Genomic DNA, 19,638 nt, shown 5'->3' on the forward strand with positions numbered 1-19,638 from the left:
TTTGATAATTTGTCACAAAAGCAAAAAACACCCATGAAATCGACACGATTAAAATTATCATTAGCTTCATATGGCAATGATGATTTTAATCGTCAAAGATTCCATCTGACCAATAAAAATCAAAAAATATACAGATGAAAAAACTATACAGCCTAGTCGGATTTTTGACTCTCTTTTGGGTTTCCGGGTTTGGACAAAGTCCGGACTTTTCCAAAATGGTGAAAAAAGAAGGGTTTGTGTCCTTCTATCTCGATGAAGAAAAAGGAAAAATCTATCTGGAAGTCAAGTCCCTTGACACCGAGTTTCTCTATGTCAATTCCCTCACAGCCGGAATCGGATCCAATGATATCGGGCTGGATCGAGGTCAGCTAGGTGATACCCGGGTAGTAGAGTTTAGAAAATCCGGTAACAAACTCTTTCTGGTTCATAAAAATTACGGGTTCCGAGCCTACACTGACAATCCATCTGAAGCCAAATCAATTAAAGATGCCTTTGCGGAATCTACGCTTTGGGGATTTGAAATTACCAAGTCAGAGGGAGGGTCTCACTATGTGGAAGCCACCAAATTTTACCTCCAGGATGCCCATGGAGTCAGTGAGCGACTCAGCAGAGGCCGTCAGGGAAACTATCGGGTAGATGAAAGCCGCTCAGCTTTGTATTATCCCATGACAAAAAACTTCCCGAAAAATACAGAAGTCGAAGCTACGATTACCCTTACAGGAACAGGTGCTGGAGCTTACCTGCGATCAGTTACCCCCAGTCCTGAAGCAGTTACTGTCCGCATGAGGCATTCCTTTATCGAGCTTCCTGAGCCTTATGCTATGCGGAAGTTTGACCCCAGAGCTGGATTTTTCTTCATCAGCTATCAGGATTACACCACTCCGATCGATGAACCTCTCGTCAAACGGTTCATTTCCAGACACAGACTGGAGAAAAAAGACCCAACTGCGGCGGTGTCTGAAGTTGTAGAACCCATCGTGTATTATTTAGATAGAGGTACTCCAGAGCCTGTGGCTTCAGCCTTGATTGAAGGAGGAAATTGGTGGGCTCAAGCTTTTGAAGCGGCAGGTTTTAAAAATGCTTTTCGTGTGGAATTGGCTCCCGAGGGATTGGATTTGCTCGATGTTAGATACAATGTCATCCAATGGGTACATAGATCTACCAGAGGCTGGTCCTATGGATCAAGTGTGAGAGATCCACGCACCGGGGAAATCTTAAAAGGACATGTCTCCTTGGGTTCCCTTCGGGTCCGACAAGATTACCTCATAGCTCAAGGCTTGATCCAACCTTTTGAAGATGGGAAACCTGTGGATCCGAGAATGATGGAAATGGCCCTGACTCGACTTAAGCAGCTTTCGGCTCATGAAATTGGTCACACCATCGGACTGGCCCACAGCTACGCTACTTCATCTGAAGGAAGATCCTCTGTAATGGACTACCCCTATCCACTGATAAAAGAAAATGCCAATGGCGAGTTGGATTTTTCGGATTCCTACGATCTGAAAATCGGAGAATGGGACAAGTGGGCCATTACTTATGGATATGGCACACCGGCTTCCGGACAGTCTGAAGAGGAGTTTTTGAATAAAACACTATTGGACACCTACTCGGCAGGATTTGAATTCATCACGGACTCCGACTCCCGAGACCCAAGTGGGGCCCATCCCCGATCTCATCTTTGGGACAATGGATCCTCTGCTCCTGCAGAATACATGCGCTTACTCAAAGTGAGGGAAAACCGGATGAAAACCTTTGGCCTGAATGCTATCCGCAACGGAGAACCTTTAGCTACTTTGGAAGAGGTCTTCGTGCCAGTTTATCTTATGCATCGCTATCAGTTAGAAGCGACGAGCAAGTTGATTGGAGGCATGGATTACAATTATCAGGTGAAAGGCGACAATCAGCCCAATCAGAAGTGGATTCCGGCTTCTCTTCAAAAAGAAGCCTTGGATGCCTTGTTGACTGGGATTTCTCCAACCCAATTGGAGGTACCTGCTCATATTCTGGCTTTGATTCCTCCCCGTCCTTATGGATATGGTAAAAACAGAGAAACTTTCCCATCACGAACCGGGCCTGTATTTGACCCAATCGCTCCGGCAGAGAATGTAGTCGATGCGACATTTACCTTCCTCTTTGAGTCCGGACGGGCTAATCGAATTTACCTTCAAAACTTAGTCGACCCGAATCTACCCGGACTGGAAACTGTCTTGAATCAGGTTACTACTCAGGTATTCTCCAACTCCAATCCAGGAGGACTACAAAATGAGATCAAGTGGATGACCGAGTCAAAACTGGTCGATCACCTGATTAATCTTTCAAAAAATCCTGATGCCACACAAACTGTCCGGGCAATTGCGAGAATGCAGTTGGAAAAAATTGCGGATATGGAAGCTAGCAACGGGATTGCAAAAGCCCACCGGGAATTTCTCTCGGATAAAATTGAAACGTATCTGGAGCTTCCCGTAGAATTTCCAGCACAAGATATCTTGAGCATACCAGATGGAGCTCCAATCGGGATGGAAGAAATGAGTTGTGACTTTTAACCAAAAAAACCGGGCTTGACCCGGTTTTTTTGGTTTTCAAGAAAACTAGTTGACCGATTTCCCTTTGCCCGAAGTTCTGCTCCAAAAAGCCCGCTTGTCCAAATCAAGAAGGATTGCTTGATATTTTTCAAAGGAACCATCCATTTCCCAGTTTTTCTTTGCCATCCCTCCTACCAATGCCCCAAGCCCAGCCCCTACTCCTGCTCCAAATATTATGGATACCATTACTGAAGATGGCTGATCAATCATTTCAGAAAAAACCGGACCGACTATAGGGGCAGATTCTACTGAATTGCTCGTAGCGGCATTCATCGCTATTCCCATGGGGACTCCCAATATCCCTCCTATCAAAGCACCTTGCTTCCCAGGTGAGTTTCGCAGGGTCACCAAAGACTTGACATGAGAATAGTGGATGCTTTTGATTTCAGTTGGAATTGACTCAGAAGTCAGTTTTTTAGTTAAAGTCTCCACAAAAAACAGGGAATCTTTGGAAACTTTATACAACAAGGCCCGAGGATACTCTTTTCCCTGCATATCCATAATCCAAACCTGCCTACCTGCCGGATTGAAATACAGTCCATCTTTGACCAAGACTTGGGAAAATGCCGTGATCGCCCAAATCAACATTCCTATCAAAAGTCCGATTGTCTTTTTCATAGCTCTTCATTTTCCAAAAGTTAGCTTGAATTCGTTTGGAGCTTGAATTGAAAAATGCTGAACCGGAAAATTAAAAACGCATTTTCTGCCAGTTTTTAGCTAATCACTTCAAGACCTACCACTGATGAAAATGCTTGTGATAAGGTGACAGGGATAAAACAATTGGGTAAATTGCAAGTCATATCACCAGCAAGAAAAATAATATCTTATTGTCCAATGAATAACCCACTTTTGGCAGATTTTGCCACCCCTTTTGACACCCCTCCATTCCATCTGATCAATAACGAGCACTTCCTAGAGGCCATCAAAGAGTCCATAGTCCAAGCCAAAAAAGAAATCGATCAAATCAAAATTGAACCTGAAAGCACCTTTGAAAATACGATTGAGGCTCTTGACCGTTCAGGGAAAAAGCTTGGTGTGGTCTCAGCTATCTTTTTCAACCTCAATTCGGCAGAAACTAACGATGAAATCCAGCGATTGGCCCGTGAGATTTCTCCTTTGCTGACTGAGCATGCCAATGATATTCTTTTGGACCAAGACCTTTTCGGACGTGTGGCCAAGGTCTATGCCGATAAAGGGTCCTTAGATCTAAATCCTGAGCAAAACACCCTTCTCGAAAAGACATATAAATCTTTTGTCCGAAATGGGGCCAAGCTTAACACTGAAGAAGCTCAGAAACTCAGAAAAATCGACCAAGAGCTTTCCCAACTCAGCCTGAAATTTGGTGAGCATGTCTTGGCGGAGACCAATCGCTTTGTTCATTTTGTAGATCAGGAAGAAGATCTCGAAGGACTTCCGGAAGGAATCAAAGAAGCGGCTGCGCAGATAGCCGAAGAAAAAGGAAAAACCGGCACCTGGGCTTTCACCCTGGATTACCCAAGTTACATTCCGGCTATGACCTATGCCAAAAACAGGGGTTTGAGGCAAACTCTATTTTTGGCCTTCAATACCAAAGCTTCAAAAGGCGACGAGCTGGACAATCAACAAATCATCAAGGATATTCTTAGGCTACGCCACGACCGAGCCACACTTTTGGGGTATGCCAGTCATGCGGATTTTGTCTTGGAAGAAAGAATGGCAAAAAGCCCTCAAAAGGTGATGGGATTTTTGGAAAATCTTCTGGAAAAAGCCAAACCAAAAGCTGAAGCTGAAGTACAGGAGGTTTTGGAATTTGCCAAAAAGAAAGATGGGCTGATCGATTTGAAAAAGTGGGATTTTGCCTACTATTCCGAGCAGCTTAAAAAAGAGAAGTATTCTTTGGATGACGAGATTCTACGACCCTACTTTCAGCTGGAAAATGTAATTGAGGGTGTATTTCAGACTGCAAAGCGATTGTATGGATTGGACTTTGTGGAAAATAAAGAAATACCCGTTTATCACCCGGATGTGACCGCCTATGAGGTAAAGGACGAAAGCGGAAATCATGTCTCCGTTTTTTATGCAGACTTTTTCCCAAGGACCGGCAAGAGAAACGGTGCTTGGATGACCTCTTTCAAAGGCCAATATCAAACTGATGGGGTTGAAAGCAGGCCACATGTTTCCATCGTTTGCAATTTTACCAAACCAACCAAAAGCAAACCCAGTCTGCTTACTTTCAATGAGTTGACAACCCTTTTCCATGAGTTTGGGCACGCTCTCCATGGCATGCTGGCAAAAGGAACCTATGAAAGCCTTTCCGGTACGAGCGTGTATTGGGATTTTGTGGAATTGCCATCCCAAATCTTTGAAAACTGGTGCTATGAAAAAGAATGTTTGGACCTTTTTGCAAGGCACTACCAGACTGGTGAGGCTATACCTGAAGATTTGATCGAGCGAATTAAAAAAGCGGCTAATTTCCAGCAAGGATATCAGACATTGAGGCAATTGAGTTTCGGTCTTTTGGATATGGCCTACCACGGACAGTCACCTGAAGAGATTAAGGACATTCGGGCGTTTGAAGAAAAAATCATGAAAAAGACAGACCTACTTCCTAAAGTGAAAGGAACTATGGTCAGCACCAGCTTCTCACACATTTTCCAAGGAGGATATAGCTCGGGGTATTACAGCTATAAGTGGGCAGAAGTACTGGATGCGGATGCCTTTGAGCTCTTTCAGGAAAAAGGAGTATTCGATCCGGAGACGTCCCGGTCTTTCGCCAAAAACATACTCAGTGCCGGAGGGAGTGAGCACCCATCGATTCTTTACCGCAGATTTAGAGGAAGAGATCCGAAACCGGATGCATTAATGAAACGATCAGGATTAATTGCTGTCAAATAGGATTTCCAAATTGGATCAGCTAAATTTTCTCTTTCGATTTAAATCTCCACTTTTTACTTAAACAGTGGGAATTCTAAATTGGACTTGAACAAAGAAGAAATGCAAAAAAAACCTTTCCACCTACCTGCTTATTTGAAAGCACTATCAGTAATGGCTTTCATTATTGTTCTTGTCTTTTTTCTGATTGTAGGCAAGAGCCTATTGATTCCTTTATTTATGGGCGGGTTTTTTGCGATTCTTTTTACCCCTTTGAGTAATCTGATGGAAAAATATAAAATACCCAGAACGCTCTCTTGCGTCCTATCCTTGCTCATCATGGTAGCATTTGTAGCTGGTCTATTGGGTTTTATCATTGGTAATGTGGTCAGCTTTACCAAAGACTTTTCCAACACTTCAGATAGACTGGTGACAGTCGCCGAAGAGATTGATCAATGGACAAGCTCAACATTTGGCATACAGGAGAATTTATCTGAAAAAGTACAATCTGATGCCTTGATGCAATATGTCAATGAACATAGTAGCAGTATCACTTCGTTTGCATTGAATGCCATTGGCTCCATGTCAGGATTGATTTTGATCCCTGTTTTCATGTTTTTCTTTTTGCTATACAGGGAGCATCTGACCAAAATGATGGTGATGATTTATCGAAACCATGATCCAGCCTTGGTCAAAATGAGAATCACCAACCTCAGGAAAGTGATCCAAGGCTACATTGTGGGTGTAGGCAAAGTAATGCTGATTTTGGCAGTGCTGAATATCACGGCCTATTCTATCATCGGAGTGAAACATGCTATCTTTTTTGGCATTCTTGGAGCTTTTCTGAATATTATTCCTTATATCGGTCCGCTTATCGGGGTAACTCTTCCCATGGCCTATTCCTTTTTGACCATGGACGGCTTGATATATCCGGTTTTGGTCTTTGGAGCCTATCAGGTAATCCAATTAGTAGAAGGAAATTTCCTGACCCCAAAAATTGTCGGTGGAAATGTTAATTTGAATGCCTTTATCACATTCTTGGGTTTATTGGTAGGCGGATCAATTTGGGGGATTGCCGGAATGATCTTGGTGATTCCGACTTTGGCTATCCTTAGAGAAATATTTTCTTTATCTGAGGAAACCAAACCCTTTGCTTTACTATTAGGAGAAGAAAAAGACGATGACAATTACTTTACCGACAAAGAAGAAAGCTCCGAATAGACTTACTTTTCTTTTTGTTCTATTGATTCTCCTAGGTTCCTGTGATAGCCTGGAGGATAAGAAAGGTAGATTTCTGCTTAAGGGAAATGAAAAATTGGAGGAGAACGATCCCAAATCTGCGATTGGATTTTATAAGGAAGCTATTGCCTTGGACTCCACTTATTCGGATGCCTATTTCAATAAAGCCCTAGCTCACCTAAGGCTCAATCAGCTAGATGAGGCTATTCACGACTTCAGCAGCTCCATTGCTTACCAGTCGGATAATTTTGAGGCATTTTTTCAGCGGGGCTTGACCTATCTGGACAATGGAGAATTCTACAAAGCCCGTGAAGACGCCAACCGACTGATCTCCCTGAATGACAAGGATTGGAGGTCATATTTTCTGGAAGGACTTACCCAAGAAAAACTCAAAAACTTCCCAACCTCCTTGGAGGCATTTCAAAAAGCAACACAGCTGAACCCAGAAAATTCAGATCTATGGGTGAATCAGGCTACCATATTTTATTATCAGAAAGATTACTCAGAAGCCAAAAAAAAGCTTAATCAAGCAGAACAAATCAATCCCTCCGAATCCAATCTTCATAACCTTCGGTCTATGATTCTCTTTGATGAGAAAAGCTATGAACAAGCTTTGGAGTCTGTAGAAAAAGCCATCACTCTGGATAATCGACAGGCTTATTTCTACAATAATAAAGGGTTGTATTTATTGTTTTTGGATAGAAAAGAGGAGGGTCTGGACTGGATCAATCAAAGCATTCAGATGGACCCCAAAAATCCATTTGCTCTCAGAAATAAAGGGATCTATTATGTAATGAAAGGAGACAAAATTTCCGCTTTGCAATATCTTTCAGATCTGGAAAAAAGCTATCCGGAAATGGATATGGTTCAGGAATATTTCCAAAAAGCTCAAGCTCTCTGAGAGCTTACCAAAATCACTTCTTTTATTTTCTTAAGCAGTTCAGCTGCATCAATTGGTTTGGCTACGAATCCATCAAAACCGATTTCCTCAATTTTGCTCATGATTTCAAGCTTTGCTGCTGCGGTCAAAGCAATCACAGGTACTGTGGAAAAGGCTTTGATCTTCGCCGTAGCTTCAAAACCATCCATTTCCGGCATTTGAATATCCATCAAAATGCAATCGTAGGTTTCCTTTTGGGCAAATTCAACTGCTTCTAATCCATGGATAGCCCTATCATAGGTATAACCCCACTTTTTTATGATTTTCCCTAGTACCAAGGCATTGACATCATTATCTTCTGCCATCAAAAGATGAAGTTTGTCAAAACTTCTGGAATCACTCTTCGGAACTAGGTTATTGATGGATTCCTCCACAGCTTTTTCTAATTCCAATTCAAAGTAAAAGCGGCTCCCCTTCCCGACTTCAGATTCTAATTGAATCTTTCCTCCCATAAGGGTTAAAAGTTTCCGTGTAATGGAAAGGCCCAAGCCTGTACCACCATATTTGGTACTGAAGGTGGGCTTCACTTGGTCAAAGTCATTGAATATTTTCTCTTGGTTTTCTGGAGCAATCCCAATCCCGGTATCTTTTACTTCAAAGTAAACTCTCACCTTATTTCTAAGGGTTCCGACCAAATCAACATTGACATCAACCTTACCTTCATTGGTAAACTTCAATGCGTTGGTAATCAGATTATTAAGAACCTGAGAAAGTCTAGTTTTATCTCCTTTGACCTGAATGTCCAAACCATCCGAAAGATGAAGCTGAAGTTGGTTACTGCTGTCTCTAGCATGGAAAGTGAGGCCTTTGATTACCTGCTCCAAAAGGTCTTTGAGATGGAACGGATTGGACTCAATGGATAATTTCCCAGCTTCGATCTTCTGGAAATCCAAGAGATCATTGATCATGATAATCAGATTATCCACTGCAAAATTGATCGTATTCAGCGCATTTTTCTGGGACTCACTCGGATTCTCCTGGAACAAGGAATAGACCGATCCGGATATCGCGTTGAGTGGAGTTCTGAGCTCATGGGAAATCATCGAAAGGAAATCCGACTTAATCTGATTGGCTTTTTCTGCTGCTTTTCTAGCCTCATCCAATTTAGTTTCAAATTCCTTTTGCTTGGTAATATCAGTCAAATAGCCATACCAAACCATGTCTCCATTTGCCAAAGACTGTGGCCTTGCGGCTCCAAGTACCCATCGATAAGAGTCTGACTGAGGCTGTGTACGCACTCTGAACTGACATTGCCAAGGCTCCATTTTTCTAGCAGAAGCGACGGAACTCATGATTACCTGAGGCAAATCCTCGGGATGAACTTTGGTAATAGCTTTGGAAATATCTTTGAATTCCCCTAGTTCCTGACTTGACAATCCTAATACCGTGTGAATTCCTTTGGACAGAAATGAAAAATTCATCTGACCTTCACCATCGAGTACCAGTTGATATAATCCACCGGGTACCTGTTCGGTCAGATTCATCAAGAAATCACTACTTTCCTCCAGGGATTTCTCCAATTTGATTTTTTCAGAGATGTTTCTGAAGGAAATTAAAACATAAGACTGATCTCCTACTTCTGTTGGTTTAGTCGCTACTTCCAGTGTCAGCTGTTTACCTAGCTCATCAATCCATAGGGTAGAAAAACGATTCACAAATTGCCCATCAAAAGGCAATTTGATCCAATCCATCCAATTCTCTCCTTTTTCGAAAAATACATTCAGGTCCGACAAATGACTAGGAGCTTGGTTTTCCTTTCCCAAAAGTTTTTTTGCCTCCTCATTTAGAGAAATAATATTCCCCTCCGGATTGACTAGCATAATAGCCTCAGGGCTATCCTGCCATAAGGTTTGATGTAAAGCAAGGTCTAGCTTGAGCTTTTCCAGTTTGGAATTATCCCATATCACTCCTCGAATTACTTCCCTATCAAAGCTGGATCGGAAAAACCTCAATTCCAGAAGTTTGTCTCCCAATTTGATTTTTCCTTTTCCTTCCTGTTGATCTGGATTGGAAAGAACCACTCCTCCCTCTTTCTCCAGGGCCAGAATTAAATTCTCCTTTTCCGAAGAGGTCAAATTCAACACATTGGCAAAATCATCAAGAGATTTGCTTGATTCAATTCCGGATAGAGCCTTATATGACCATTTGGCAGAGATTCCGCTTTCATCCAAGGACAGAAGTTCTTCTTGTTTTTCTTGATCCTGTTGAATTGCTTTTATATCTGTAACATCTCTGGCAATGACAAAAAAGAGGTCAGGATCCATTTGAATAGAACATTCTAGCCAACGATAATCTCCGCTCTTTTTTTTGAAACGAAGGGTCTGGAAAGAATTACCAGGATTTTGTCGCAGTGTTTTCCAAAGTTTTTGGAGTTCGGATAAATCATCCGGATGGATCCACGGACATAAATTCGTGTTCAACAATTCCTCCGGTTGATAACCCAAGGCGGTAATTACGGATGGATTGACGAATGTCAAGTGATCATTTTTTCCCAGAGCTATTAGATCCAAAGAAGTTTTAAAAAACTGATAGGCTTCTTTTTTGGAAGGCAAACCATGGGTTTTAATTTCTTTTCCCTTGTAAAAGAGGTAGTAATTTGAACCTGTTTCGTGTGGAAGCTCTAACTGGAAGGAGTAGTCCTTTTCTTCAAAAGTAAGAACCAACTCTTCTTTGAAAATATAGGAGGTAATATCCAATCCAAGGCCTACTAAAGAGCGATCGGAAAGCCCTTCCCCTATCAGATTTTCAAAGGCCTCATTTCCATAAAATATGGAATACGGGTAAGTATCATCTGCCAGAAACACCATTTCGGAAGACTCATAAATAATCTTTTTGAATGTACTGTTGATGCCCCTTTCCTGCATTTACCTTGGACCGAAAATGGATATTGACTTGAGGTGATTGAATTCCAATGTTTCAGCGGTAAACATACATCAATTTGCATTTCATAGCAAATATTTTACATTTCAAAAAAATAAATTTCCATTAAAAATTATAGAAATAGCTGATTTTTGCCCACAATCGGGTGCGGAAGCCGTCCTGAAGGTATCCGTCTGTTCTATAATCTACTCCCCACTCCAGTTTTTCCTTGCTACTAAAAAATTTTCCAAGGGATACTGCAAGCCGATTTTCTATTTCAAATTCTCCTCCCTTATGGCTAAATATCGATTCAGCAGAACTCAACAAATAATGTTCTCCATGGTCCACCTCAGCTCCTTGAAGGGGTATCTCAACAGACATTCGATACCTAAACCTCAGCTCCAAAGCCTGATTTCGGGTAAAGGTCTGATCCGTTCTGAATCGATGATTGATCCGATAGCTTCGCGCTTTTTGCTGAATGGCCAGCTGTTGGATGATCCGATTTGCATCCTCTCCTTCCTGAAACCGATGAAAAACCCCTATAGCTACACTTACCCGATGTCTTAGTGACTGGTCGAAAAAAGCCATAACATCCGTTCTGTAATGTGAAAATTGAGGGTTTTCCGATGATGAGTCTCGATTATCAAAAACAATATGCTGATTCTCTACTTTGAAATTGAGTTTTTGAGTCTGAGAAAGCCGCTTGGTAAGGGAGGCCTCAGGGAAAAATCCCGTAAAGAAAGTCTGCTTTGTCTGTGATAACGCCTGTCCCACCAGCATACTACAAAAAAGAAAAATCCAAATCCGAAACATCAAAAAATCAGATTATCAACCGGTTTTACTTGAATGCGTACCAAAGTCAAAAAAGCACCTGACTCGTCAAACAATGCCTCCCAAAGCTGCCAATTTTCCTTTTTTCCTTCGAAAACTATTTCATACCTGATTTTAACTCCTTCGGTCTCATTCTCATCAAAATAATCCTCCACATCCCCTTCCTCCCCAATCAATTGTCTTTGGATTTTTTGAACAGCGAATTCCTCAAACTCCGATTCCAGATAGCTTTCAATAGCAAGCCACGATTCTTCTGGCATTTCTTTTTTCGTAATCTCGATTTCCACATCCACGAGGCGACCTAGTGAATCAAATTTCACACTATGAAAGTGCTTTTCCCTCCAAAACTTGGCTTCAAACGCCTTCCCTTCCAATGAAAATTCCAAATACCACTTTGGTCTTTTGATTTCTTCAAATGCGTCTTTCAGCCAGTCTTTGGCCGAAGAGGGAACTTCGGAAGCTTTCACTCTGACCTCTCGCTCTGATTTTTCCTGGGCAAAGGAAAATACAGAGGAAAAGGAAGAGAAAAGAAATAGTATAAGAAACCGGCTCATCATGATACAGAAATAAAAAAGCCGCGGACGAAAAGACCGCGGCTTGAATTGAATTGGAAATTTAATTGGCGGCAGCTTTTATTAGGTTCAATGCAGAGCCTGCTTTGAACCATTCGATCTGGCCTTCATTGTACGTATGATTGGCAAGAATGGTGTGGCTACTTCCATCTGCATGGTTCAAAACCAATTCCAATGGTTTACCAGGAGCAAATGAAGTTAAGCCATTGATATCAATTGAATCATCCTCCTGAACCAAATCATAATCTGAAGGATTCGCAAACGTAAGGGCTAGCATGCCTTGCTTTTTCAGGTTGGTTTCGTGGATTCTGGCGAAAGACTTCACCAAAATAGCTCTTACTCCCAAAAATCTCGGCTCCATCGCCGCATGCTCTCTGGAAGACCCTTCACCGTAATTTTCATCGCCTACCACGATTGATCCGATTCCTTTGGCCTTATATTGACGTTGAGTAGCAGGAACTTCTCCATATTCTCCCGTCAGTTGATTCTTAACCCGGTTTGTGGAGTCATTATAAGCGTTCACTGCACCAATTAGCATGTTGTTGGAAATATTATCCAAATGACCTCGGTATTTCAACCATGGGCCAGCCATGGAGATATGGTCCGTGGTACATTTGCCTTTGGCTTTGATAAGGAGCTTTAGTCCTTTCAGATCGGTACCTTCCCATGCCGGGAATGACTCCAATAGCTGTAGACGATCAGATTTAGGATCCACAATTACTTCCACCTTAGAACCATCCTCCGCAGGTGCCTGGTATCCGGCATCTTCTACAGCGAAGCCTTTGGTTGGAAGCTCTAATCCTCTAGGCTCTTCCAATTTCACCTGTTGTCCTTCAGAATTAGTCAAGGTGTCAGTTAAAGGATTGAAAGTCAAATCTCCTGCAATAGCTAGGGCAGTAACAATCTCAGGTGAAGCTACGAAAGCATGCGTATTAGGATTACCATCAGCGCGCTTTGCAAAATTCCGATTGAAAGAGGTTATGATTGAGTTTTTCTCTTGCTTCTCAGCCCCATGTCTAGCCCATTGACCGATACAAGGTCCGCAGGCATTTGCTAGAACTACTCCTCCCATCTTTCCGAAAGTATCCAAGAATCCGTCTCTCTCTACAGTAAATCGAACTTGTTCAGAACCTGGAGTGATCGTATACTCTGACTTGGCTGTCAACTTTTTATCGACTGCCTGCTGTGCCAAGGAAGCTGCACGGGAAATGTCCTCGTAGGAGGAATTGGTACAAGAACCAATTAATCCAACTTCCAATTTTGCAGGCCATCCGTTTTCTTTTACTGCGCTAGCAAACTTTGAAATAGGCCAAGCCAAATCCGGAGTGAACGGCCCGTTGACATGCGGTTCAAGCTCGGAAAGATTTATTTCAATTACTTGATCAAAATACTTTTCTGGATTTGCATAGACTTCATCATCGCCTGTCAAGTGCTCAGCTATTGAATTGGCCATTTCGGCAATGTCTGCTCTTCCGGTACCTTTGAGGTAAGCGGCAGATTTCTCGTCATAGCCAAAAATAGATGTAGTGGCTCCGATCTCCGCTCCCATGTTACAGATGGTTCCTTTTCCTGTAGCAGAAAGAGATCTTGCTCCTTCACCGAAGTATTCTACAATAGCTCCGGTCCCTCCTTTTACAGTGAGAATACCAGCCACTTTCAGAATGACATCTTTGGCAGCAGTCCAACCTGACATTTTACCGGAGAGCTTGACACCGATCAGCTTCGGGAATTTAAGCTCCCAAGGAAGGCCTGCCATTACATCGCAGGCATCTGCACCACCTACACCGATAGCTACCATTCCCAAACCACCTGCATTTGGAGTGTGAGAGTCAGTTCCTATCATCATACCTCCAGGGAAGGCATAGTTTTCCAAAACTACTTGGTGTATAATTCCTGCTCCCGGCTTCCAGAATCCGATTCCATATTTATTAGAAACAGAGGCAAGAAAATCATATACCTCACGGTTTTTGTCTTTGGCTTTATTAAGATCTTTTTCTGCACCCACTTCTGCCTGAATCAGGTGATCACAATGGACAGTCGAAGGTACTGCCACTTGGTCCTTACCCGCTTGCATAAATTGCAATAAAGCCATCTGAGCAGTGGCATCTTGCATGGCTACTCGGTCAGGCTGGAAGTCCACATAGGATTTGCCCCTTTCATAGGCCTGAGAAGCAGGTCCTTCAGTCAGGTGAGCATAAAGAATTTTTTCTGTCAATGTCAACGGTTTGCCTACAGCTTTTCGGGCTGCAGCTATCCGATCGGGAAATCGATCATAAACCGCTTTGATCATGTCTATATCAAAAGCCATTATTTAGGATATTTAGGTGGATAAAAGGTTCGAATTTTCGAATGCGAATATAGGTAAAACCCTTAAAATCTAACCTCAGATTTTGTCTAATGGTTTCCTGAATACCTATTTATTGGGATCAAATAGTCCACTTTCTAGACGATGAACCAGATCATGGCAAACAAATAGGCAAACCCGAAAACAAAAAACACAAGACAATACGGAAGGAGTTTTTTAACGGAAACTCCGGTGATTGACAATAATGGTAATGCCCAAAAAGGTTGTAACAGATTGCTAATTTCATCACCATAGGCAAATACTAGTGCCATTTTATTGAAGCCCACATCTAAAAATCTCGCAGACTCCATGATTAAAGGCCCCTGAATGGCCCACTGTCCTCCACCCGAAGGCACGAAAAAATTTACAATGGCCGCAGATACAAAAGTAAAGGCAGCCAAAGTCCTTGCTCCGGAAAGTGATGAAGTCCAAAGTGAAATTTCCATAAGAAGACCAGAGGCGGTAATCAATCCCATTATTCCACCATAAAAGGGGAATTGAATAAAAATATCCAAAGCACTGCCCAGACCTCGACTCACCGCTAGGTTAAATTTTTCCCAACTTCTATAGGCTAGCAGAACCAAGGCAAACAACAGAAAAATCACCCAATTGAGTGAAATAGAAGAAAGTCCTTGAAATTGACCGGAGATAATACCAAGGGCAAATGAAGAAACCAAAAGTATACCTGCTATCCAGGCCAAAGGATTTTGATGGCCTCTACTGATTGATTCCAAATTGCGTCCTGGTATGGTTTCCAGAGTTCCTTTTGACACCTTGGCCAAGAAAAAAGCAAGTATCAAAAAAAGAAAGACAAGCCCTCCGCTAATCATCAGGTTTAAAGAGGAAAATATTGTTTGCGAAGCAGGTATTATACCAATTGAATCTTCTAAAACATGACCAGACTCTGCTATGGCCAATAATGCAGAACCTGACAATCCACCATGCCATACCGAAGAGCTTAAATACCCACAGGCCGCGAGAAGTTCAAGCCGGGAAGGAATTCCTTTCTTCAACAAAGCTTCATGAACCATTTTGGAAAAAATTGCACCTAAAACCAGCCCAAACCCCCAATTGAGCAAACCCGCTCCCATAGTCAAGCCAGCTACCAGCAAGGAAGCCTTAGGAAGTGAACTGGGTATTTGGGCCCATCGAGATAGAAAAGCATGGATAGGCTGAAATATAGCCAAGGCATATCCAAATACTAAAACCATCATCATCTGCATGGTAAAGGCCAGGAGACTAAAAAATCCAGATTGCCAAAATTCAAATGATTTAGAAAAAGCAGAAATCCAACCTGACTCATTAGAAAGATTGTTATTAATTACTAAAAGAAATGTGAAAAATGTCAGCAAAAGAACCAAGCCAAAAGGCGAAGCCAAAAACGAATAGTCATTTTTTGTTTTTCTTTTTTCCAATCTTTTTTTAGTTAAACTTATTTCCTTAAACTAGAATCGTAAATCACCTTCTATCTGGATGAAGATTTCAAATTATGGAATTCCTTTCTAACCCTTTCGCAAGCTTTCTTCTTTTTTTTGGATTGGCTGGAGGAATATTGTCCTTGATTTTGGTCAAAAAACTTCAAGGCTCCATTCAATGGATGGCCTTGACTCTATTTGCGTTTTCATTTTGGGGTTTTTTTTACGGTATCGAACTGACTTGTAAAACAGTAGATGAAATGCTCATTTGGAGCAAAGTGCAATACTTGGGTCTTTTGCTTGCGCCTACTTTCTGGTTGATCTTTTCTCTCAAATACACTGATTTTGATCCTAAAAAGCTGAAATGGATAGTGCCTGCCTTATTTGTTATTCCCGGTATCACCTATCTCATAGTACTGACTAATTCTCTCCATCAATTACACTATAAATCCAATTGGTTAATCCAGTCGGGGGATTATTTTTTCCTAGGGATCGAAAAAGGTCCTTGGTATTATTTTCAGACAGTCTACGCATACCTGACCTACCTGCTTGGGACAGTAATTCTTTGGAAAAGATATCGATTTGCCAATAGGAGATTTAAACTTCAAACCAAGATTTTGATTGCGGGCGGAGTAATTCCCATTCTGGTAAATATCCTTTATCAAACCTCCGTTTTCAAACCTTATGAAGGGCTGGACCTCACTCCATTTGCTTTTTTGACCTGTTATTTGATTTTGGGATATTTTATTGCCCGATTCAATCTCCTCAGTGTACAGCCAATCGCGAGAGATCAGATTTTGGAGTTGGTCACTAGGGGCTTAATCGTCTTGGATTCCAATCAAAGAGTGGTGGATTTTAACAGCGCTGCTAAAATGCTTTGTACCCGACCTGAGGTATTCAAACTTGGTGCAAACGCCAATGAATTATTCTGGAATAGACCTGAAATTCTAAACCTAATCGAGGAGAATGAGCCCAAATCCATAGAAAGCAGTATGGAAATGGAAGGAAAAAAAATCATTCTTAAAATCGAATCTGTTCCCTTAAAAAACAAAAATCAACTTTACTCCGGTAACCTGCTTCTCTTTGAAGATATCACCGATTCTATACTGACAAAAGAAAAACTGGAAACTCAAGCAAGGGAACTCCAGCAGCTGAACGATTTGAAAGACAAATTCTTCGGAATTATTTCTCATGACCTGAAGGGACCCATTTTTGGCGTGAAAGAGCTTATTCATTTGACGCAAAACGGGCTGATTTCAGAAGAGGAGTTTATCGAAATGCTTCCTGAGGTTTCCAAAAACATGGAACATGTGGCAATACTTCTGGAGAATCTCCTAGCGTGGACCAGTTCCCAGTTGAGAGGAGAATACATAGAACCTCAAACTTTAAATATTTCTACTCTGGTAAAAAATCAGGCAAACCTGCTAAGCCGGATAGCAAAAGAAAAGAGAATAACCTTAGATCTGGACTTGGAAGATGAGGTTTTGGTCCATGCCGACAAAAATATGATGGAATTGATCCTCAGAAATCTCATTTCCAATGCTATAAAATTTTCGAACCAAGGAAATGAAGTAAAAATTTCTACCCAGCTAGAGGGAAGTTGGGTGACTATTTGCATACAGGACTATGGCATTGGTATTCCCAAGGAAAATTTGGAAAAATTAAATTCCGGTATTTCGTTTACTACACGTGGACAAAGCAATGAAAGTGGAACCGGCCTTGGGATGATTCTGGTCAAAGAATATGTGTTGAAAAACAAGGGACAACTTCAAATCGAATCGGAGTTGGGCAAAGGTTCTAAGTTCTGTTTTTCACTACCAATTGCTAAAATACCTCAACCTAAGGATTGATTCAATCCCAATAAAAACTGCAGGGTGTCCATGTGGTCTGCATATTCCCAAGGTTTCGGTTCTTGGGCCTTCCCAAAAGCAATACGATCCGGATGATTTGCCCGATCTCCCACCACACATTGGATTTTTTCTTTGATCTCTACCAACTTTTCATTCAACTCCTCCTCGCTGGAATAGATCTCATAGAAGAGTACAGCAATCGGAGAAACCAAAGCATCACTTGGTTTTACAAGTAGGAATCCATTATCCAAGTGGTCTTCTTTATTGACTAGGTAGATTGCTTTGGTGTATTCGTAATTATTCAAGTATTTGTGGTTTTCCATCACATACCGATAGCTTTCCAAATTATCCAGCAAGCGATGAAGGACCTGTTCATTAGGCACAAATACTTTGGAGACATTTCGACATCCTAAGCCAAAAAAAGAAAAGATATCCTTACCCAGTTCGGATAAATCCTGATCAGATTCTTTACCGGTTAGGACTGCTAAAGAAGTTCTATTAGCCCGGATGATATGGGGGTATTTTCCAAAGTAATAATGGAAATACCGGGAGGAGTTGTCACTTCCTGTAGCGATATAAGCATCCTTTCCTTTCAGCATTTCTTCGATTTGGATTTGGCTGGAAAATGCAGGTTCGATGGATACAAGCTGATCAATTAACCATTTTGAAAAAAAGGAATCTCCCGAACTCAATTTGACAGAAGCCTTATGCCCAGCAAGCAATACACATATCAGGTCATGAAATCCCACACCAGGAATATTTCCGGCCATAAGCAAGCCAATGGATTTAGGAGATTGAGGATTCGTCAATTTATAGCCGGCAAGCCAATTTCTCATGTTTGATTCCTCCAGCAAAACGTACAAACCATCTAAGGCCTGACGGATTGATCTTTCATCAAACCAATTGTTTTGGTTGTAGGCTCTTCTGAAAATTTCTGATTTTTCCTCCTCACGTAAATTGGACAATCGCTTGCCCAATTTTACAAAGCCGCTTATTCTGTCCGAGAAAGTCAATGTTTCCTTCATGGGACAAAGGTACCCAAAAGGAAAAAAAGGATGGAATAATTTTAAATTAATTAGTATGACAACTTTTTTGTTGCCTGTATGTTATACACATAGTATTTTTGAAAAGAAATAATTGAACCGACCATGGCAATAATGATTACAGACGAATGCATCAACTGCGGTGCATGCGAACCTGAATGTCCAAATACAGCAATTTATGAAGGTGGAGTCGAGTGGACTTGGGGAGGAGGAACTTCCCTAAAAGAAGTCACTTTAGAAGACGGATCAACAGTAAGCGGAACTGAGAAGCAAACCCCTGTCTCTGACGAATTCTATTACATTGTCACTGCTAAGTGTACTGAGTGCAATGGCTTTCATGAAGAACCTCAGTGCGCAGCGGTTTGTCCTGTAGATTGCTGTGTAGATGATCCTGATCACAGAGAAACTGAAGAAGAATTATTGGCCAAAAAGGCCTATCTCCATGGGGAATAAATCCTCATTAGGATTCAATAATCAAGACAGCAAACCCAAAACGTTTGCTGTTTTTTTTTAGGATTCAATGGTCAAAATGAGCAGATGACACCAAAATAAAGAAGTATTCAATCAGATAGCAATTCGATATTTATTTCTGATTTTTAACACTTTATACTCATTTTTTTACAGATTCTCAAAAAAAAACGAAGAGCTGGTTTGAAATCTAAATTGGTTTTCTTTTATCTTAGAACCTTAATTTAGAATGTTTTAAAACCCCAAAAGAAAGCACTGTGGAAGATAATAGAGGTTACGACAGAGAAGAAATATTCTCAAAAAAAGTAAAAGCAGGTAAACGTACTTACTTTTTTGACATCAAATCTACAAGAGGAAACGACTACTACCTAACCATTACTGAGAGTAAAAGACGAATGAATGGGGATAGCTTCAGCTATGAAAAACACAAGATCTTCCTTTACAAAGAAGACTTCTTCAAGTTTGTCAATGCATTGAACGAAGCTGTAGATCATGTTAAAAACGACCTTCTGCCCGACTTTGATTTTGAGCAGTATGAAAATGAAGATTCGGAAAGCGAAATGAATGACGAACTCAGATGGGAATGAGTCTATATCTGAAAGTTTTTCATTTCAAGTATATTTGAGGAGGCAATGCCTCCTTTTA

General features: G+C 41.4%; 14 protein-coding genes. 7 read left to right on the forward strand and 7 right to left on the reverse strand.

Going from position 1 to position 19,638, the window contains the following annotated elements:
- The first annotated feature begins 134 nt into the window (after positions 1–134).
- Complete coding sequence (locus tag AAA942_RS04615) at positions 135–2,543, forward strand: zinc-dependent metalloprotease (RefSeq protein ID WP_338219061.1); 2,409 nt, start codon at positions 135–137, stop codon at positions 2,541–2,543.
- Positions 2,544–2,588: 45 nt separating this feature from the next.
- On the opposite strand, the gene AAA942_RS04620 is transcribed toward AAA942_RS04615, so the two are convergent.
- Positions 2,589–3,200: a hypothetical protein gene (locus AAA942_RS04620; RefSeq protein ID WP_338219062.1), complete on the reverse strand. Its 612-nt coding sequence runs from the start codon at positions 3,198–3,200 to the stop codon at positions 2,589–2,591.
- A gap of 216 nt (positions 3,201–3,416) precedes the next feature.
- On the opposite strand from AAA942_RS04620, the gene AAA942_RS04625 reads away from it, so the two are divergent.
- From AAA942_RS04625 to AAA942_RS04635, 3 genes are all read left to right on the forward strand, one after another.
- Complete coding sequence (locus AAA942_RS04625; protein WP_338219063.1) at positions 3,417–5,456, forward strand: M3 family metallopeptidase; 2,040 nt, start codon at positions 3,417–3,419, stop codon at positions 5,454–5,456.
- Between the two features lie 150 nt (positions 5,457–5,606).
- A complete protein-coding gene (locus AAA942_RS04630; RefSeq protein ID WP_338219064.1) occupies positions 5,607–6,653 on the forward strand; it encodes an AI-2E family transporter in 1,047 nt (348 codons plus the stop codon).
- Positions 6,613–7,572, forward strand: coding sequence for a tetratricopeptide repeat protein (locus AAA942_RS04635; protein WP_338219065.1), 960 nt, complete (start codon positions 6,613–6,615; stop codon positions 7,570–7,572). Before AAA942_RS04630 ends, AAA942_RS04635 begins: the two co-directional genes overlap by 41 nt.
- Here the strand turns inward: AAA942_RS04635 and AAA942_RS04640 are convergent.
- From AAA942_RS04640 to AAA942_RS04660, 5 genes are all read right to left on the reverse strand, one after another.
- Entirely contained in the window at positions 7,560–10,475 is a 2,916-nt protein-coding gene (locus AAA942_RS04640; RefSeq protein WP_338219066.1) for an ATP-binding protein, read from the reverse strand. The genes AAA942_RS04635 and AAA942_RS04640 overlap by 13 nt on opposite strands.
- Positions 10,476–10,596: 121 nt before the next feature.
- Complete coding sequence (locus AAA942_RS04645; protein ID WP_338219067.1) at positions 10,597–11,283, reverse strand: DUF2490 domain-containing protein; 687 nt, start codon at positions 11,281–11,283, stop codon at positions 10,597–10,599.
- Positions 11,283–11,855 (reverse strand): hypothetical protein, encoded by a 573-nt coding sequence (locus AAA942_RS04650; RefSeq protein ID WP_338219068.1) that lies wholly within the window; start codon positions 11,853–11,855, stop codon positions 11,283–11,285. Before AAA942_RS04650 ends, AAA942_RS04645 begins: the two co-directional genes overlap by 1 nt.
- A 61-nt stretch (positions 11,856–11,916) precedes the next feature.
- The gene (locus AAA942_RS04655; RefSeq protein WP_338219069.1) at positions 11,917–14,181 is read right to left on the reverse strand and encodes an aconitate hydratase; all 2,265 of its coding nucleotides are present in this window, start codon (positions 14,179–14,181) and stop codon (positions 11,917–11,919) included.
- 134 nt (positions 14,182–14,315) lie between these two features.
- On the reverse strand, positions 14,316–15,632 hold the full coding sequence (locus tag AAA942_RS04660; RefSeq protein WP_338219070.1) for a TIGR00366 family protein: 1,317 nt from the start codon (positions 15,630–15,632) through the stop codon (positions 14,316–14,318).
- A gap of 74 nt (positions 15,633–15,706) precedes the next feature.
- Here AAA942_RS04660 and AAA942_RS04665 point away from each other — a divergent pair, with 74 nt between their 5' ends.
- Positions 15,707–17,482 carry a sensor histidine kinase gene (locus AAA942_RS04665; protein ID WP_338219071.1) on the forward strand — a complete coding sequence of 592 codons (1,776 nt, stop codon included), beginning with the start codon at positions 15,707–15,709 and terminating at the stop codon, positions 17,480–17,482.
- Here the strand turns inward: AAA942_RS04665 and AAA942_RS04670 are convergent.
- Positions 17,467–18,507 carry an acyl-CoA reductase gene (locus tag AAA942_RS04670; RefSeq protein WP_338219072.1) on the reverse strand — a complete coding sequence of 347 codons (1,041 nt, stop codon included), beginning with the start codon at positions 18,505–18,507 and terminating at the stop codon, positions 17,467–17,469. The genes AAA942_RS04665 and AAA942_RS04670 overlap by 16 nt on opposite strands.
- A gap of 123 nt (positions 18,508–18,630) precedes the next feature.
- Between AAA942_RS04670 and AAA942_RS04675 the strand changes: the two genes are divergently transcribed.
- Both AAA942_RS04675 and AAA942_RS04680 read left to right on the forward strand, forming a co-directional pair.
- On the forward strand, positions 18,631–18,978 hold the full coding sequence (locus AAA942_RS04675) for a 4Fe-4S binding protein (RefSeq protein ID WP_338219073.1): 348 nt from the start codon (positions 18,631–18,633) through the stop codon (positions 18,976–18,978).
- A gap of 272 nt (positions 18,979–19,250) precedes the next feature.
- Positions 19,251–19,580 (forward strand): DUF3276 family protein, encoded by a 330-nt coding sequence (locus AAA942_RS04680; RefSeq protein WP_338219074.1) that lies wholly within the window; start codon positions 19,251–19,253, stop codon positions 19,578–19,580.
- The last annotated feature ends 58 nt before the right edge of the window (positions 19,581–19,638 follow it).

This window comes from Algoriphagus sp. oki45 (assembly GCF_036245605.1).
GTDB lineage: Bacteria > Bacteroidota > Bacteroidia > Cytophagales > Cyclobacteriaceae > Algoriphagus.

Coding starts and splice junctions, on each gene's coding strand:
- AAA942_RS04650 (WP_338219068.1), bottom strand. CDS start 11,855: ATGAGCCGGTTTCTTATACTATTTCTTTTCTCTTCCTTTTCCTCTGTA.
- AAA942_RS04675 (WP_338219073.1), top strand. CDS start 18,631: ATGGCAATAATGATTACAGACGAATGCATCAACTGCGGTGCATGCGAA.
- AAA942_RS04640 (WP_338219066.1), bottom strand. CDS start 10,475: ATGCAGGAAAGGGGCATCAACAGTACATTCAAAAAGATTATTTATGAG.
- AAA942_RS04670 (WP_338219072.1), bottom strand. CDS start 18,507: ATGAAGGAAACATTGACTTTCTCGGACAGAATAAGCGGCTTTGTAAAA.
- AAA942_RS04615 (WP_338219061.1), top strand. CDS start 135: ATGAAAAAACTATACAGCCTAGTCGGATTTTTGACTCTCTTTTGGGTT.
- AAA942_RS04665 (WP_338219071.1), top strand. CDS start 15,707: ATGGAATTCCTTTCTAACCCTTTCGCAAGCTTTCTTCTTTTTTTTGGA.
- AAA942_RS04630 (WP_338219064.1), top strand. CDS start 5,607: ATGGCTTTCATTATTGTTCTTGTCTTTTTTCTGATTGTAGGCAAGAGC.
- AAA942_RS04625 (WP_338219063.1), top strand. CDS start 3,417: ATGAATAACCCACTTTTGGCAGATTTTGCCACCCCTTTTGACACCCCT.
- AAA942_RS04620 (WP_338219062.1), bottom strand. CDS start 3,200: ATGAAAAAGACAATCGGACTTTTGATAGGAATGTTGATTTGGGCGATC.
- AAA942_RS04645 (WP_338219067.1), bottom strand. CDS start 11,283: ATGTTTCGGATTTGGATTTTTCTTTTTTGTAGTATGCTGGTGGGACAG.
- AAA942_RS04635 (WP_338219065.1), top strand. CDS start 6,613: ATGACAATTACTTTACCGACAAAGAAGAAAGCTCCGAATAGACTTACT.
- AAA942_RS04655 (WP_338219069.1), bottom strand. CDS start 14,181: ATGGCTTTTGATATAGACATGATCAAAGCGGTTTATGATCGATTTCCC.